The sequence below is a fragment of the Raineyella sp. genome (assembly GCF_034933565.1).
Classification (GTDB): Bacteria; Actinomycetota; Actinomycetes; order Propionibacteriales; family Propionibacteriaceae; genus Raineyella.
The window spans coordinates 1-15,379 of sequence record NZ_JAYFNG010000017.1; the positions used below are offsets into that span (position 1 = coordinate 1).

14 protein-coding genes are annotated in these 15,379 nt (G+C 70.5%); 6 read left to right on the forward strand and 8 right to left on the reverse strand.

Features of this window, described 5'->3' with window-relative positions:
* Positions 1 to 345, forward strand: a 345-nt coding sequence (locus VB059_RS05825; protein WP_323421084.1) for a hypothetical protein, incomplete at its 5' end; no start/stop codon positions are given.
* A gap of 98 nt (positions 346 to 443) precedes the next feature.
* Here VB059_RS05825 and VB059_RS05830 read toward each other — a convergent pair.
* Genes VB059_RS05830 through VB059_RS05845 form a run of 4 tightly spaced genes read right to left on the reverse strand, consistent with a single transcriptional unit; the run spans position 444 to position 4,512 of the window.
* Positions 444 to 710, reverse strand: a complete 267-nt coding sequence (locus tag VB059_RS05830) for an HPr family phosphocarrier protein (RefSeq protein WP_323421085.1) — start codon at positions 708 to 710, stop codon at positions 444 to 446.
* A gap of 43 nt (positions 711 to 753) precedes the next feature.
* A complete protein-coding gene (locus tag VB059_RS05835) occupies positions 754 to 2,760 on the reverse strand; it encodes a fructose-specific PTS transporter subunit EIIC (RefSeq protein WP_323421086.1) in 2,007 nt (668 codons plus the stop codon).
* 13 nt (positions 2,761 to 2,773) lie between these two features.
* Positions 2,774 to 3,736, reverse strand: coding sequence for a 1-phosphofructokinase family hexose kinase (locus VB059_RS05840; protein WP_323421087.1), 963 nt, complete (start codon positions 3,734 to 3,736; stop codon positions 2,774 to 2,776).
* Positions 3,733 to 4,512, reverse strand: a complete 780-nt coding sequence (locus VB059_RS05845; protein ID WP_323421088.1) for a DeoR/GlpR family DNA-binding transcription regulator — start codon at positions 4,510 to 4,512, stop codon at positions 3,733 to 3,735. The genes VB059_RS05840 and VB059_RS05845 overlap by 4 nt, the downstream gene beginning before the upstream one ends.
* 261 nt (positions 4,513 to 4,773) lie before the next feature.
* On the opposite strand from VB059_RS05845, the gene ptsP reads away from it, so the two are divergent.
* On the forward strand, positions 4,774 to 6,477 hold the full coding sequence (gene ptsP / locus VB059_RS05850; RefSeq protein ID WP_323421089.1) for a phosphoenolpyruvate--protein phosphotransferase: 1,704 nt from the start codon (positions 4,774 to 4,776) through the stop codon (positions 6,475 to 6,477).
* Positions 6,474 to 6,794, forward strand: coding sequence for a hypothetical protein (locus VB059_RS05855; RefSeq protein ID WP_323421090.1), 321 nt, complete (start codon positions 6,474 to 6,476; stop codon positions 6,792 to 6,794). The genes ptsP and VB059_RS05855 overlap by 4 nt, the downstream gene beginning before the upstream one ends.
* 54 nt (positions 6,795 to 6,848) lie before the next feature.
* Here the strand turns inward: VB059_RS05855 and VB059_RS05860 are convergent, their stop codons facing one another.
* Genes VB059_RS05860 through VB059_RS05875 form a run of 4 tightly spaced genes read right to left on the reverse strand, consistent with a single transcriptional unit; the run spans position 6,849 to position 11,111 of the window.
* Positions 6,849 to 7,673, reverse strand: coding sequence for an ABC transporter permease (locus VB059_RS05860; RefSeq protein WP_323421091.1), 825 nt, complete (start codon positions 7,671 to 7,673; stop codon positions 6,849 to 6,851).
* Positions 7,674 to 7,719: 46 nt separating this feature from the next.
* Positions 7,720 to 8,676, reverse strand: a complete 957-nt coding sequence (locus tag VB059_RS05865) for an ABC transporter ATP-binding protein (RefSeq protein WP_323421092.1) — start codon at positions 8,674 to 8,676, stop codon at positions 7,720 to 7,722.
* 3 nt (positions 8,677 to 8,679) lie between these two features.
* Positions 8,680 to 9,783 carry a hypothetical protein gene (locus VB059_RS05870; protein WP_323421093.1) on the reverse strand — a complete coding sequence of 368 codons (1,104 nt, stop codon included), beginning with the start codon at positions 9,781 to 9,783 and terminating at the stop codon, positions 8,680 to 8,682.
* Positions 9,784 to 9,833: 50 nt separating this feature from the next.
* Positions 9,834 to 11,111: an ROK family protein gene (locus tag VB059_RS05875; protein WP_323421094.1), complete on the reverse strand. Its 1,278-nt coding sequence runs from the start codon at positions 11,109 to 11,111 to the stop codon at positions 9,834 to 9,836.
* 233 nt (positions 11,112 to 11,344) lie between these two features.
* Here VB059_RS05875 and VB059_RS05880 point away from each other — a divergent pair, with 233 nt between their 5' ends.
* From VB059_RS05880 to VB059_RS05890, 3 genes are read left to right on the forward strand one after another with little or no spacing between them, the layout of a single operon-like run.
* A complete protein-coding gene (locus VB059_RS05880; RefSeq protein ID WP_323421095.1) occupies positions 11,345 to 12,784 on the forward strand; it encodes a xylulokinase in 1,440 nt (479 codons plus the stop codon).
* A gap of 45 nt (positions 12,785 to 12,829) precedes the next feature.
* Entirely contained in the window at positions 12,830 to 14,344 is a 1,515-nt protein-coding gene (locus tag VB059_RS05885) for a sugar ABC transporter ATP-binding protein (protein WP_323421096.1), read from the forward strand.
* On the forward strand, positions 14,341 to 15,345 hold the full coding sequence (locus VB059_RS05890; RefSeq protein ID WP_323421097.1) for an ABC transporter permease: 1,005 nt from the start codon (positions 14,341 to 14,343) through the stop codon (positions 15,343 to 15,345). The genes VB059_RS05885 and VB059_RS05890 overlap by 4 nt, the downstream gene beginning before the upstream one ends.
* The last annotated feature ends 34 nt before the right edge of the window (positions 15,346 to 15,379 follow it).

Sequence of the window (15,379 nt, forward strand, 5' to 3'; positions counted from 1 at the left end):
GGGCCCACCGACGCGCCGGACCTGGCCCGGACCACCCGACCGGACGTCCCGCGGGCGGCCCCGGCGCCGGGGCTGCGGGACACCGGCTCCGGCCTGGGGCCGGCGCTGGCCACCGCCGGCACCGCCGCGGTCACCTCGGCCGGGGTGGTGACGGTCGCGGTGACCTCCCGCGCGCCGTCCGACGACCGGTTGGAGACCACCCCGTTCGGCGCCCCGACCGCCGTGCTGCGCGACAGCGCCGGGGACGTCCTGCTGGCCGGCGGCTGGAGCGCCCCGGGCCAGCCGGCCACGGTGGGCATGCGGGCGCTGCCCGACCCGCACGTGGCGCCGGTCGCCGGCTGCTGACCGCTCGTACGACCGGTAAGGCCCCGTACGACAGACGCGGGCCCCGGTCACCCGGAGGGGTGACCGGGGCCCGTCGGTCCGGTTTGCGCGGCTTGCGCTCAGACGTCGAGGTCCTGGGCGACGAGGCCGGCGATCTTGTTCATCGCCTCCTCGTTCTCCGACTCGACGATGACCTCGCGGCCCTTCGAGGCGCCGAGCGCCATGATCAGCAGGGACGAGCTGGCGTCAGCGGGCTCCTCGTCCGGATCGTCGGCGAGCGAGATCAGGATCTCGTCGTCGTAGGCCGAGGCGGCCTCGGCGATGATCGAGGCCGGGCGGGCGTGCAGGCCCACTGCGGAGCCGACGATGACCTTGGTGGACGGCATGGGATCCTCCTTCGTGATCGGTGCGGTTCAGACTACTGGGCGCTCAGGCGGCGACGGCGGCGGGGGTGGCTTCTACGGCGACGTTGCGTCGCCCGACGCTCTTCAGCACGATCACCAGGAAGGCACCGAGCACCATGCCGGCTGCGAGGGCCACCAGGAAGCCCAGGATCGGGTCGATCGCGAAGAAGACGAAGATGCCGCCGTGGGGTGCCCGGAGGGTGACGTGGAAGGCCATCGACAGCGCGCCGGTGAGCGCCCCGCCGGCCATCATGGACGGGATCACCCGGAACGGGTCCGCGGCGGCGAACGGGATGGCCCCCTCGGAGATGAACGAGGCTCCCAGCAGCCAGGCCGCCCGGCCGTTCTCCAGCTCGGCCTCGGTGAACAGCTTCTTGCGGACGGTGGTGGCCAGCGCCATCGCCAGCGGCGGGACCATGCCGGAGGCCATCACGGCGGCCATGATCATGTACGAGGCCTCGGTCTGGGCGGACAGGCCCGCGGTGGCGAAGAGGTAGGCGGCCTTGTTGACCGGGCCACCGAGGTCGAAGCACATCATCAGCCCGAGGACGATGCCGAGCACGATCGTGCCGCCGGAGGACATCCCGGTGAGCCAGTTGCCCAGCGCCGTGGTCAGCATCGCCAGCGGGCGGCCGAGCAGCAGGTACATCAGTGCGCCGGTGATCAGGGTGGTCAGCAGCGGGATGATCACCACCGGCATCAGGCCGGCGAGCCAGCGGGGTGCCTTGAAGGAGCCGATCCACATCGCGATGAAGCCGGCGACCAGACCGGTCACCAGGCCGCCGATGAACCCGGCGCCGACGGCGACGGCGATCGTGCCGCCGACGAAACCGGGGGCGATGCCGGGTCGGCCGGCCAGCGCGTACGCGATGTAGCCGGACAGAGCCGGGACCAGGAAGCCGAAGGCGGCCCCGCCGATGGTGAACAGCACCACGCCGATGTACTGCAACAGACCGCCCGGGGGCAGGTCCAGCAGTGTGTTGTTGGCCATGATGTCCTTGGCGGTGGTGCCGAGGGCGATCTGGTAGCCGCCGAAGAGGAAGCCCAGGGCGATCAGCAGACCGCCGGCCGCGACGAACGGGATCATGTACGACACACCGGTCATCAGCGCCTGCTGGATCCGCTTGCCCCAGCCGAGGTTGCCGGTGTCCGTACCGGAGCTCTCGGCCGTGCCGCCACCGGCGATCCGGTGGCCGTTCGGGTCGTCGGCTGCGGCGAGCGCCTTGGTGATCAGGCCTTTGGGGTCGGAGATGCCCGCCTTGACGCCGGACTCGGCGCCGGGCTTACCGGCGAACCGGTCGCGGTCCCGGACACCGACATCGGTGGCGAAGATCACCGCGTCGGCCTGCTCGATCACCTCACGGGGCAGGGCGGTGAAGCTCGAGGAGCCCTGGGTCTCCACCTGCATCTCGTAGCCGAGCTCGGTGGCGGCCTGGGCGAGCGAGTCGGCGGCCATGTAGGTGTGGGCGATGCCGGTCGGGCAGGCGGTGACCGCCACCAGCTTGCGGGGACCGGCGGGGGTCGCGGTGGTGGCGGCCGGGGCGGCGCCGGCCACGGTGGCGGGTGCGGCCGCCCTGGCCGGTGGGCTGACCACGTCGTTGACCAGTCCGACGACCTCCTCGGGTGTCCGGGCCGCGCGCAGGGCGGCGACGAAGTCCTTGCGGACCAGGGCCCGGGCGAGCTTCGAGAGCAGCTTCAGGTGCTCCTGGCCCTCGCCCGCGGCGGCGGCGATCAGGAAGACGAGGTCGGCGCCGCCCTCCTTGTCGCCGAAGTCGACCGGGGGACGCAGCCGGGCGAAGGCCAGCGACCCGGTGGTGACGTGGGCGGAGCGGCAGTGCGGGATGGCGATGCCGCCGGGCAGGCCGGTGGCGGCCTTGGCCTCGCGGTCGAGGGCGTCGTCGGCGAGCCCCTCGGCGGAGGTCGCCCGACCGGCGGCCGCCACCAGGGCGGCGAGGGATCGGATGACGTCGTCCTTCGTGGCGCCGATGGCCGCGTCGAGGGTCACCAACTCCGGGGTGATGAGGTCAGACATGGTGGGTGGTTCCTTACCGGGTGTACACGGCGACGGTGGCGCTGTGGGGGGTGGTCTGGTCGGGGCGGGGGACCGTGGTCCCGGGGAGTGCGGTGGCGCCCGACCCGTACGCCACGGCGTGGCGGAGGCAGTCGGCCGGGGCGTCGCCGCGGACGTGGGCGAGGAGGAAGCCGGCGAGGGAGGAGTCGCCGGCGCCGACCGTGCTGATCGGCACGATCGGGGGCGGGGTGGCGGTCCAGGCGCCGTCGGCGCAGGCGAGCACCGCGCCGGCGGCCCCGAGGGTGGCCAGGACGTACGTGACGCCGCGGTCGACAAGGGCGCGGGCGGCGCGGACGGTGGGGCCGAAGTCACCCTGTGCGGCCGCCTGCTCCAGCCGGTCACCGTCGGCACCGGTGAGCAGGGCCAGCTCGAACGCGTTCGGCTTCAGCAGGTCGGGGGCGGACCCGGGCAGCCGGTCGGCCAGCGCCTGCAGCGGGGCGTCGGAGGTGTCGACGGCGATCCGGGCGCCGGTGGGCCGCAGGGCGTCGACGAGGTCGGCGTACCAGTCGGCTGCGGGGCCCGGCGGCAGGGAGCCGCACAGGGCGACCCAGGCGGCGTCGGCGGCCAGGTCCACCAGGGTGTCGCGGAGGACGACCAGCCCGTCGGGGCCGATGGTGCTGCCCGGCTCGTTGATCTTGGTGGTGGTGCCGTCGTCCTCGGACAGCGTGATGTTGGTCCGGACCCGGCTGGTGACCGGGATGGGCCGGTGGTCCACGCCGGCCTCGCGCAGCGCCGCGACGATCGGGTGGGTGGTGGGGGAGGGGAGGACCGCGACGGAGGCCACCTCGGCGAGGTGCAGCGCCCGGGAGACGTTGACCCCCTTGCCGCCGGGGCCGTCGTGGAGCGCGCGGATGCGGTTCACCCCGCCGCGCAGCAGGGGCTCGTCGAGCTCGGCCGTACGGTCGATGCTCGGGTTGGCGGTGAACGTGACGATCATACGATCACGACCTCGGTCTCGTGGGCGGACAGGGCTGCGGCGAGGGCGGCCGGTGGCCTCCCGTCGGTGATGAGGACATCGATGTCGGACAGTGCGGCGAAGCTGATGAAGAAGTCGTGGCCGAACTTCGAGCGGTCGGCCAGCGCCACGGTGCGGCGCGAGGCGGCGATCATCGCCCGCTTCACGGCGGCCTCGGCGGCGTCCGGGGTGGTCAGGCCGAAGGTGCCGGAGATGCCGTTGGTGCCGACGAAGGCGACGTCGACGCGCAACCGGCCCAGCGTCTCCAGGGCGGCGGCGCCGACCGTCGACTGGGTGACACCGCGGACGGTGCCGCCGAGGATGTGCACGGTGTGATGCGGCACCGCGGACAGGGTCATCGCGGCAGGCACCGAGTCGGTGACGATCGTGAGGTTGTTGAAGGTGATCCCGGGGGCGACGAGCAGCGCGGCGAGGGCCCCGGTGGACGAGCCGGCGTCGAGGATGACGGTGCCGTCCTGCTGCGGGACGTACGTGAGGGCCGCCTCGGCCATCGCCCGCTTGGCACCGGCGTTGGCGATCTCCCGCTCCGGCAGCGTGGTCTCCCGACCGTCGAACCCGATCACCGGGATCGCGCCGCCGTGCACCCGTTTGAGCACCCCGTCGGCCTCCAGGACGTCGAGGTCGCGGCGGATCGTCTCGGGGGCGACATCGAACCGGCCGGCCAGGTCGACGACCCGGACGCGGCCCTCGTTGCGGGCCTCGTCGGCGATCGCGGCACGACGTTCTTCGGCGTACATCGTTGTCCTCCTTCGTCTGACCGGGGCGTCTGATGACCGGGGCGTCCGACCGGGCGCCGGTGGGCCCCTCCGCGGACGTCCGAACGGCGTCACGTATCGTGTCGTGGTACGAAACGTGAACCTGTGATTGCGCCCGTTTGGGTGCCCGATTAGTGACAAGTATGCCCGAACATGTTGGAATGTCAACATGTGTCGGGTACCGTTATGGGCACATCCATCCCCGTGCCCGGGGATGCCCGCACGCTTCGAGGAAGAGGAAACATGACCGCTGCGCAGTTCCCGGCCAAGATCCCGGGTGAGACCGACCTCCTGGCGGGCCTCGGTGTCGTGGGGGGCGTGGGCTATGCACCCGCCCAGTGGGTCCGTCCCCGGCCGGCGCTGCCGACCCAGGGCGCCGAGGTGGCCGAGGACGGCCGCCAGGGTGAGAAGGACCGCTTCGCGGCCGCTGCCGCGGTGGTCGGCAGCCGGCTGTCCGGCCGGGCCGGGATGGTCACCGGGCACGCCTCCGAGGTGCTCGCCGCGACCGCTGCACTGGCCACGGACAAGGGCTGGCAGCGCACCGTCAACAAGCTGATCGACCAGGGCGCGCCGGCCGACTGGGCGGCCGTCCAGGCAACTGACACCTTCGTCGCGAAGTTCGAGAAGATCGGCGGCCTGATGGCCGAGCGGACCACCGACCTGAAGGATGTCCGCGACCGGGTGATCGCCGAGCTGCGCGGGGAGCCCGAGCCGGGGGTCCCCGACCCGGACTCCCCGGTGGTGCTGCTGGCCGACGACCTGGCCCCCGCCGACACCGCCGGGCTGCGGCCCGAGGTGATCGCCGGCCTGGTCACCCAGCTCGGCGGCAAGACCAGCCACACCGCGATCATCGCCCGCCAGCTGGGCATCCCCTGCATCGTGGCGGTCGGCGCCCGCCTGGCCGAGATCGCCGACGGCACCCCGCTGCTGGTCGACGGTGACACCGGCGACATCGTCCCCCACCCGGATGTACAGGACGCGGTCCGCCGGGTGCAGGAGGCCGCCGCCAAGGCCGAGCGGATCCGCGCCTGGCAAGGCCCGGCCCGGACCGCCGACGGGCACCGGGTCCAGTTGCTCGCCAACGTCCAGGACGGTGCGGCCGCCCGCAAGGCCGCGGCCCCCGGGATCGCCGAGGGCGTCGGCCTGTTCCGCACCGAGCTGGCCTTCCTCACCGCGCAGGTGGAGCCGAGCCTGGAGGAGCAGATCCAGGTCTACTCCGAGGTCTTCGAGGCCTTCCGGGGCAAGAAGGTCGTCGTCCGTACCCTCGACGCCGGCTCCGACAAGCCGCTCGCGTTCGCCAACATGCCCCCCGAGGAGAACCCGTCCCTGGGCGTCCGCGGCATGCGGATCGCGCTGGACAAGCCGGAGATCCTCACCCGCCAGCTCGACGCGATCGCTGCCGCGGCGAACGACGCCGACGTGGACGCCTGGGTGATGGCGCCGATGGTCTCCACCGTCGGCGAGGCCGAGTGGTTCGCCGGGCTGTGCCGTGACCGTGGCCTGTACCCGGGCATCATGGTCGAGGTCCCGGCCATCGCGCTGGTCGCCGACCAGGTGCTGGAGCACGTCGAGTTCTTCTCCATCGGCACCAACGACCTGACCCAGTACACGATGGCCGCCGACCGGATGTCACCGTACCTGGCCACCCTGACCGACCCCTGGCAGCCGGGCGTGCTGAAGCTCGTCCAGCTCACCGCCGAGGCCGGCCAGCGCCACGGCAAGTCCGTGGGCGTCTGTGGCGAGGCCGCTGCCGACCCGCAGCTGGCCTGCGTGCTGATCGGCCTGGGGGTCACCTCGTTGTCGGCCGCCGCGCCGGCCCTGCCGGCCGTCGGCGCCCAGCTGTCCGCGGTGACCATGGACCAGTGCCGCCGTGCCGCCGAGGCCGCCGTGTCGGCCAAGGGCTCGGTCCAGGGCCGGGAGGCGGTGGCCGCTATCCTCGCAGGGTGAGGAAGCTCTGGCCGTTCGTCGTCGCCCTGCTCATCTTCGTCGGGCTGCTGCTCGGGGTCCTCTTCGGTTCGTACGCCGATCGGCTCCCGGGCGCAGCCCGGACGTGTGAGAAGGGGCTCGGCGTGGCGGGTGGGTCGAGCTGCCAACTGGCTGTCGCCACCCGCGACAGCGTCCGCAAGGCGACGTCGACCGACGTGCAGTTCACGGTCTCGGCGTACGACCCCACCTCGCGTGCCGACCTGTCGTTCACCTGCCGGCGCGGTGAGGTGGTCCGCTGCGAGGCCGCGACCGGCCAGGTCGTGGTGATCAAGCCCTGACCGTACGGACCGGAGGCGTCGTCCCGACCGGGGACGCCGTGCCGACCGGGGACGTCAGCTGGTGATGTCGCGGTGGACGAAGACGGTCCGGGCTGCGACCAGGAACACCACGGCGTAGCCCAGCGCCAGCCACAGCCCCCGGACGATCCCGTCGGTGAAGACAGGGTCGCGGAACAGGTCGCCGAAGGCGAGCCAGTGGTGCACCAGCAGCCACGGGTGCAGCCAGCCGAGCTGGGGGATCGAGTCGAGGATCCACATCAGGGTGGCCACGCCGGTGGTGGCGACCATCGCCACGATCGGCTGTTCGGTGAGCGTCGAGATGAACAGCCCGATCGCCGCCAGGGCGGCGAGCCCGGCCGCGAGGTAGAGGACGGCGAGGACCAACCGTCCGGTGGCCTCTGCCATGCCGATGGTGGTGCCCGACAGGGTCGTCATCGGTGGCAGGCCGAACGCCAGGCCCCCGGCCAGCAAGCCGGTGCCGGCCACCACGACGACGCCCTCCAGCGCTCCGATCACCAGGGCCACGTACTTGGTCACCAGCAGCCGGGTCCGCGGCACCGGCACGATCAGCAGGTAGCGCAATGTGCCGAGTCCCGCCTCGCCGGCGATGGCGTCCCCCGCCAGGACCGCGACGGCGAGCGGCAGGAACAGGGGCAGCTCCACCGACAGGGCGGCGAGGGCGACGAAGATCCCGTTCGAGGTGATCGCGCTGAAGAAGTCCGGGCCGTGCCCGCCCCGGGAACCGGAGACCTTGAGGGTGACCGCGATCATCACCGGCAGGGCGGCGAGCACCAGTAACCCGAACTGGTTGCGCCGCCGCCCGAGGGCCAGCCGCAGTTCCGAGCCGAGCAACCGCCCCCAGGCCGCGGGACCGGCCACCGGCCTCGCCTCATCTGCTGACCCCGCTGCATCCACTGGCCCGGCCTCACCCACTGACATCGAAGCCCTCCCCGGTCAGCCCGATGAACACGTCCTCCAAGGAGACGGCGCGGACGCCGAACTCCCGGACCGCGACCCCGCCGTGCACCAGCGCGGCGACCGCCGCCTCGGGCGCCAGGTCGCCGGCCGTCGCGGTCACCACGTCCCCGGCGAGGCGTACATCCTCCGCGCCGAGACCACGCAGCACCTCGGCCGCCCGCTCGCCGTCCGGGGTGACCAGCCGGAGGGTGGCCCGGCCGCGGTCCCGGAGCTGGTCGATCGGGGCCTGGGCGACCAGTCGGCCCTCGCGCATCACGCCCAGGTGGGTGCAGACCTGCTCGATCTCGGAGAGCAGGTGGCTGGACACCAGGACGGTGATGCCCTCCGCGGCCAGCGATCCGATCAGGTGCCGGACCTCCCGGGTGCCCTGCGGGTCGAGGCCGTTCGTCGGCTCGTCGAGGATCAGCAGCTCGCGGGGGGCCAGCAGCCCGGCGGCGATCCCGAGCCGCTGTTTCATGCCGAGGGAGTAGACCCGGTAGCGCTTGTCCCGGGCCTGCTGCAGACCGACCCGGGTGAGCGCCGCCTCGATCCGGGCGGCCGACGTCCGCGGATCGGCGCGGGCGTCGGCGGCGTCGAGCCGGGCCAGGTTGGCCCGCCCGGTGAGCTGCGGATGGAACGCCGGCCCCTCGACCAGGGCGCCGACCCGGCCCAGCACCCGGGCCGCCCGGTCGGGCACCGGGGCGCCGAGCACGGTGATCTCGCCGTGGGTCGGCCGGGCCAGGCCGAGCAGCATCCGGATGGTGGTGGTCTTGCCCGACCCGTTCGGCCCGAGGAACCCGTACACGGCCCCCCGGGGCACGGCCAGGTCGATCGCGTCGACCACCCGGCGGTGGCCGAAGTCCTTGGTCAGGCCGTGGGTGCGGATCGCGGCGGTGTCGGCGGACAGCGCGGTGTCGGGTGGCACCGGTCAGCCGAGGGCGGCGTACAGCTGGTCGGCGGGGACGGCACCGACGGCCACCCGGCCGTCATCGGTGAGAACGGCGGAGAACAGCGTGCCCTGCAGCAGCCGGCCGCTGCCCCACGAGCCGCTCACCTTCGGCAGCGCGTCGAGCATCTGCTGGGCCTGCTGGGTCTGCGTCGAGGTGTCGGACCCGGTGGGCAGGGTGCCGACCTTCTGCACCACGACGGTGTCCCAGCCGTCTCCGACGACCTTCGGCCGCTCCGCCGTCGCGGTGGTCCCACCGGGGGTGGGGGCCGGCCCGGTGGTCCCACCGGGGGTGGGGGCCGGCTCGGTGCCGGTGGGGGCCGGTTTCTCGGTCAGCGTCGTCCCGGCCGGCGCGGTGAAGGTGAAGAGCTTCGGATCGGGCGTGGCGTAGTCGATCGAGCTGAAGCCGACCTGCACCGCGTGGTGGGTCGCGTCGACCGCGTCGACGGTCACCTGCAGCACCACGTGGGTCTGCGCGTCGATCGCCACGCTGGCCGAGCGGACCAGGGTCTTCTCGCGCGCCGCGGGGGTGAGGACGAGCTCGTACACCGGGCGGCCGGCGACCCGGGCGGTGCCGGTGGTGGTCACCGTGGTGCTCGGCTCGACGGCGGCCAGCAGCTGTTGCGCGGCCTGTTGCGGGGTGGCCGGGGTGCCGGGCGTCGGGGCGGGGGAGCTCGGCGCCGGCAGCGTGGTGTGGCTGGCGGTGCGGTCGGCACTGGCGTACGTCCAGACGTCGGTGCCGTTGCGGACCATGGTGGTCTCGCTGTTGTTCCCGATCAGCGAGACCCGGCCGCGGTCGGTGCCGTCCAGCCAGACCCGTACGGTGTGATCGCCGGTGAGCAGCCCGGTCAGCCCGGAGGTGTCGGTCCCCTGGGTGGTCGGCAGGGCCGGCAGGCCCAGATCGGTGCTGGTCTGCACGGTGCCGCTGAGCGTACGGGTGGTGGGGGACTGCACATCGACGAGCAACTGCTCGGCCGAGCGCGCCGGCAGGTCCGGGGCGGCCTGCGCACGGGTGACGATCAGGCCGCCGCCCACCAGGGCGACGCCGACCGCGGCGGCGCTCCAGCGCCTCACCTTGCGAGTCATGCACCCAGTCTAGGTGCCTGCCCGTGATCGGCGGATCCTCCGCCCCGTGCTCATACGACAGTCACTTCCGGCGTCTGGTCCACCGAGTAGTACGGCGTGGTCCCCCTGGGCGGTGGGCACCAGCGGTCCGGGGAACCGATGAAGTCCTTCAGGATCAACCAAGCGGCGCCCTCGCTCACGGCGTGCGCGCCCGCGAGGCTCGGTTCCACCCCGACGGGGGCCCATGCATGGCTGAGGACCCGCGCGCCGATCATCTCGTGGACCTTCGGCCCCAGGTTGTCGAAGAGCCTCTCGAGCAGGCCACCGAGCACGACCAGCGGAGCATCGACAAGATTCAGGTAGGCGGCGAGGGCCTCCCCCAGCCCACGACCGGCCAGTGCGACAGCGTCCTGAGCCCTGGGATCACTCCGGCGAAGCGCCGCGAACAGCTGTCCGATCGGTGCATCCGGGCTCAGTCCTGCGTTGGTCAGGATGGCGGATCGCGCTGCGACGGTCTCGAGACATCCCCGGGCGCCGCACGAACATCGGGCCTCGGACCCCGATACGAGGACGTGCCCGAGCTCGCCCGCCCACCCCCGGGCGCCCCCTTCGACCAGGTGGTTGCGGACCAGGGCCGCCCCGATGCCACTGGAGCCCGTGACATACACGAAATCGCTGACGGCCTGACTCGCGCGCCGGCGTGCTCTCACCTCGGCATGGGCCGCCACGCCGGCGGAGTTGTGGAATCCCACCTCGAACCGGCAGCCGGCCTCCGTCATCGCCGAGATCAGGTCGACGTCGTGCCAGTCGAGGTGAGGTGAGGTGTGCAGATAACCCGTCGAGGGGTCGATGAGCCCGGGGACACCACAGGCGACGCCGACCAAGGACATCCCGGCCTGCTCCACCTGAACCGCCAGGTCGTTGATGATGCCGGCCAGCTCCGCCAGCATCCGGGCCCGCTTGGGCACCTGGACGGTGAACTCGTGTCGGCGCTCCACCAGGATGCTCCCGGTGAGGTCCACGACACACACCTCCAGGTACTCGGCGCTGATCTCGGCCCCCAGCGCGACGTGGGTGTGACGCGCCGGATGGAGCGGAACGGCGGGGCGGCCGCTCGTCGCCGCCCTGAGGTCCCCCTCGATGACGATGCCGTCGCCCAGCAGCTGCTCGACCAACCGAGTGACCGTCGAGCGGTTCAGGCCGGTGGCGTGGGCGAGCTCGGCGCGTGACAGCGGCACCGGGCCGTCGGCGACAGCCTGGGCCAGCACCGAGAGGTTGTGGGCCCGCATGTTGTTGGCCCGCGCGCCCGAACCGCCGGGCGACAGCGCGGTCGTGTCGAACTCGCTCACACAACCCCCTCTTCCTCGAGCCAGCCTCCGGGCGAGAGCTGTGGCCTGCATCCTAGCAACTTTGTTGCCGAGGACACTTTGATCTGCGTCGTCCGATCACTGATGGCTGGCCGGATCTGCCGACACTCCGGTCGTGATCACTGTCACGCTGGGACTTGATGTCTTGACAGCCCCGGGCAGGACTTCGTAGATTTCAGGAAGCAACAAAGTTGTTGAACCGGAGGCCTTCATCCATGACGCGGAAACTCGTGGCCGGTGTCGATTCGTCGACCCAGTCCTGCAAGGTGATGATCCGGGACGCCGACACCGGCGCTCTCGTTCGGTCGGGCGCCGCCCGACACGCAACCGGGACCGAAGTCGACCCTGAGGTCTGGCTACGGGCCTTCCGAGAGGCGATCCGCCAGGCGGGAGGTCTGGAGGACGTCAAGGCCATCTCCGTCGGCGGTCAACAGCACGGCATGGTGACGTTGGACGAGGACGGCACTGTCGTCCGCAACGCGATCCTGTGGAACGACACCCGATCGGGCCGGGCCGCTGCTGATCTCGTCCGGGAATTCGGTGACGGGGACGAGGACCGCGGTCGCCAGGTGTGGGCGGATCGTACGGGTGTGGTGCCCGTCGCCTCCATCACGGTGACCAAGTTGCGGTGGTTGGCGGAACATGAGCCGGAGAACCTGGCGCGGACGGCGGCCGTTGCCCTGCCGCACGACTGGCTCAGCTGGAAGCTGATGAACGAGGCCGGCCTGGAGGCCCTCGCCACTGATCGATCGGACGCGTCCGGGACCGGGTATTTCGACCCGGTCGAGAACATCTATTGCCCGGACATCATCGCGGCGGCGACCGGTTCGGACCGTCCCCTGCAGCTGCCGAAGGTCCTGGGGCCCTGCGAACGCATGGCGACCGTGGTGATCGACGGCCGGGAGATGATCCTGGGACCAGGGTGCGGGGACAATGCCGGCGCGGCGTTCGGACTTGATCTCCGGCCGGGTCAGGTCGCCATGTCGCTGGGGACCTCGGGAGTCGTCTCCCTGGTCAGCGAGCTGCCGACACATGACCCCTCCGGTATCGTCACGGGCTTCGCCGATGCCACCGGCCGGTTCCTGCCCCTGGTCTGCACGCTCAATGCGTCGCGGGTCCTCGACGTCTACGCCGATCTGCTCGATGTCGATCATGCGCATTTCAGCTCGCTGGCATTGTCGGCTCCGCCCGGCGCCGAAGGGCTCGTCTGCATCCCGTATCTCGAAGGGGAGCGGACGCCGAACCTGCCGAACGCGACGGGCGCGCTGCACGGCATTCGGCTCTCGAACCTGACGCCCGCCAACATCGCGAGGGCAGCGGTCGAAGGGATGCTCTGCGGGGTCGGCGAGGGGATCCGGGCGCTGCGGGCGATCGGCGTGCCGGTGTCGGAGATCCATCTCATCGGCGGCGGCGCCCAGGGCGAAGCAGTACGGCACATCGCCCCGTCGGTGGTGGATCTGCCGGTGATTGTTCCGGAACGCGGGGAATACGTGGCCGACGGGGCGGCTCGGCAGGCCGCCTGGGCGCTCGCGGGGACACCACAGCCACCTGAATGGACGCCGAGGCTCGCTTCTCGGTTCGTGGGCGACCACGACCCCTCGATCCAGGCGCGCTATGCGGAGCTTTCCCACCTTGTGGCCATGCGCCACTCCTGACCGGTCAGCCCGGGCTGCCCCGAACGTGAAGAAAGGGTCGACGTCATGAGCGACTTCAGATTGCGGGTCGAAGGCGTTGAGAAGTCCTTCCCCGGCCTCAAGGCGCTGCGGAACGTCAGTTTCGCCGTCCGTCCGGGCACGGTGCACGCCCTCTGTGGCGAGAACGGTGCCGGAAAGTCCACCCTGATGAAGATCATCAACGGCCTGTACCAGCCGGATGCCGGTGAGATCTACCTCGATGAGAAACCGATCAAGGTCAAGTCACCCATCCAGGCGCATGCTCTGGGCATCGCCATGATCGCCCAGGAACTGAACTACGTCCCGCAGATGACGATCGCGGAGAACTTCTTCCTGGGCCGGCTGCCGATGAAGGCCGGTCGGGTCGACTGGAAGTTCATCAGGAGCGAAGCCCGCCAGATCATCGATCGCGAAGGCCTCCCGTACAGCGTGGACCAGAAGCTGTCCACCCTGACGGTGTCCGACATCCAGATGCTCGAGATCGAGCGGGCCATCTACCACAAGGCGGATGTCCTGATCATGGATGAACCGACCTCCGCGATCGCCCACCAGGACGTCGAGAACCTGTTCAGGAAGATCGAGGTCCTGCGGAGCAGGGGCGTGGCGATCATCTACATCTCCCACAAGATGGACGAGGTGTTCCGCATCGCCGACGACATCACGATTCTGCGGGACGGCCAGGTGGTCAGTACCGATCCTGCCGCAGAACTGGACCTCGACGAGGTCATCGCACGGATGGTCGGTCGCAAGCTGGAGAACCAGTACCCCAAGGAGGAGGTGCCGCTCGGGGACGTCGTGCTGAAGGTGTCCGACCTCCACCGCGAGCACACCTTCACCGACATCAACCTGCACGTACGGGCCGGGGAGATCGTCGGCCTCGCGGGTCTGGTGGGGGCCGGGCGCAGCGAGACGATCCAGTCGATCTTCGGTCTCGACCCCCTCGACGGCGGTGTTGTCCGGGTCAACGGCAAGGACGTGACCATCTCGAATCCCCAACAGGCCATCCGCAACGGTCTGGCCCTGTTGTCCGAGGACCGCCGGCTGATGGGCATCGTGCCGATCCTGTCCATCAAGAGGAACGCCACCCTGGCGAGCCTGCAGAAGGTGATCCACGGGGGCCGCGCCCACCCCCGTGAGGAGGACGCATTGGTGACGGAGTACTTCACGGCCATGGCCGTCAAGGCGCCCGGTCTGGAGACTCCGATCCAGTCGCTGAGCGGTGGCAACCAACAGAAAGTGCTGTTGGCCAAGTGGTTGCTCGCCGACCCGGAGGTGCTCCTGCTGGACGAGCCCACCCGCGGTATCGACGTCGGGGCCAAGTTCGAGATCTATCGACTGATGACGAAATTGGCCCAGGAGGGCAAGGGGTTGCTCATGGTCTCCTCCGAACTGCCTGAGCTCATCGGGATGTGTGATCGCATCTACGTCATGTCAGCCGGTCGGCTGACCGGCGAGATCCCCCGTGCGGAGTTCAGCCAGGAGCGCATCCTCGCATATGCAATGAACCAGATCCCGGAAATCGTTCAAGGTGAATCGTCATGAAGCTTCGCAAACTCAACCTGAGTCGGTACTCGATCTACCTGATTCTGCTGGCGATGTTCATCGGCAGCTCGTTCCTGAGCCCGAATTTTCTCACCCCCGAGAATATGACGAACATTCCGCGGCAGCTCACGGTGACGACCATCCTCGCCTTCGGCGAGATGATGCTCATCATCTGCGGGATGATCGATCTGTCCGCCGGGTCCGTGCTGGCCCTGGCCGGAGTCCTGTCGGTGGTCGCCTACAAGTCGACGCACAGCATCGTCCTGGCGCTGGTCGTGGGCATCGTCGTGGGCGTGATCTGCAACCTCATCAGTGCGGTGATGACCGCCGATTTCGAGGTCCCACCCTTCATCGCCACCCTGGCGGTCGGGATGGTGGCACGCGGTGCCGTGCTGCTCTACACACACGGTCAGAACATCCTCCAGCTCGGCAATTTCACCGTCCTGGGCCAGGGATCCTTGGGGCCCGTCCCCATTCCGGTCCTCTTCCTGATCGTCGCCGTCGCGGTGACCGGTTATCTCATGACCCAGACAAAATACGGGCGGGCCCTGTACGCCATCGGTGGCAATGAGCTGGCCGCGCGCGCCTCAGGTATCAACGTACGCAGGACGAAGTACCAGGCATTCATCCTCAACGGCATCTTCGTCGGGGTGGCCGGTGTGCTCTTCATGAGCCGCGTCAATGCGGGCCTCCCCAATGGGGCGGTCGGCTACGAGATGGAGGGGCTGACCTCAGCAGTCGTCGGTGGCACCAGTTTCACCGGCGGTGTCGGAACGACGCTCGGGACCCTGGCCGGCGCCTTCATCATCGGTCTGCTGAACAACATCATGAATCTGGTCGGCGTCCAGTCGTACGTGCAGCAGATCACCAAGGGTGTCATCATCGCCGTCGCCGTGATGTACGACATCCGCAGCAAGCGCACCAAGAGGACGCACGTCATCCTCAAGGCCGATGCCGTGGACAGTCAGCCCCGGCCTCCCGAACCATCCCTGCAGAAATAGAAGAACCCGAACCAGCCCCCCTGTCATCCCCATC

Bases quoted from the DNA above. Each gene is read 5' to 3' on its own strand.
- ptsP (WP_323421089.1), top strand. From the start codon at position 4,774: ATGACCGCTGCGCAGTTCCCGGCCAAGATCCCGGGTGAGACCGACCTC.
- VB059_RS05845 (WP_323421088.1), bottom strand. From the start codon at position 4,512: ATGTACGCCGAAGAACGTCGTGCCGCGATCGCCGACGAGGCCCGCAAC.
- VB059_RS05880 (WP_323421095.1), top strand. From the start codon at position 11,345: ATGACGCGGAAACTCGTGGCCGGTGTCGATTCGTCGACCCAGTCCTGC.
- VB059_RS05835 (WP_323421086.1), bottom strand. From the start codon at position 2,760: ATGTCTGACCTCATCACCCCGGAGTTGGTGACCCTCGACGCGGCCATC.
- VB059_RS05830 (WP_323421085.1), bottom strand. From the start codon at position 710: ATGCCGTCCACCAAGGTCATCGTCGGCTCCGCAGTGGGCCTGCACGCC.
- VB059_RS05870 (WP_323421093.1), bottom strand. From the start codon at position 9,783: ATGACTCGCAAGGTGAGGCGCTGGAGCGCCGCCGCGGTCGGCGTCGCC.
- VB059_RS05890 (WP_323421097.1), top strand. From the start codon at position 14,341: ATGAAGCTTCGCAAACTCAACCTGAGTCGGTACTCGATCTACCTGATT.
- VB059_RS05840 (WP_323421087.1), bottom strand. From the start codon at position 3,736: ATGATCGTCACGTTCACCGCCAACCCGAGCATCGACCGTACGGCCGAG.
- VB059_RS05885 (WP_323421096.1), top strand. From the start codon at position 12,830: ATGAGCGACTTCAGATTGCGGGTCGAAGGCGTTGAGAAGTCCTTCCCC.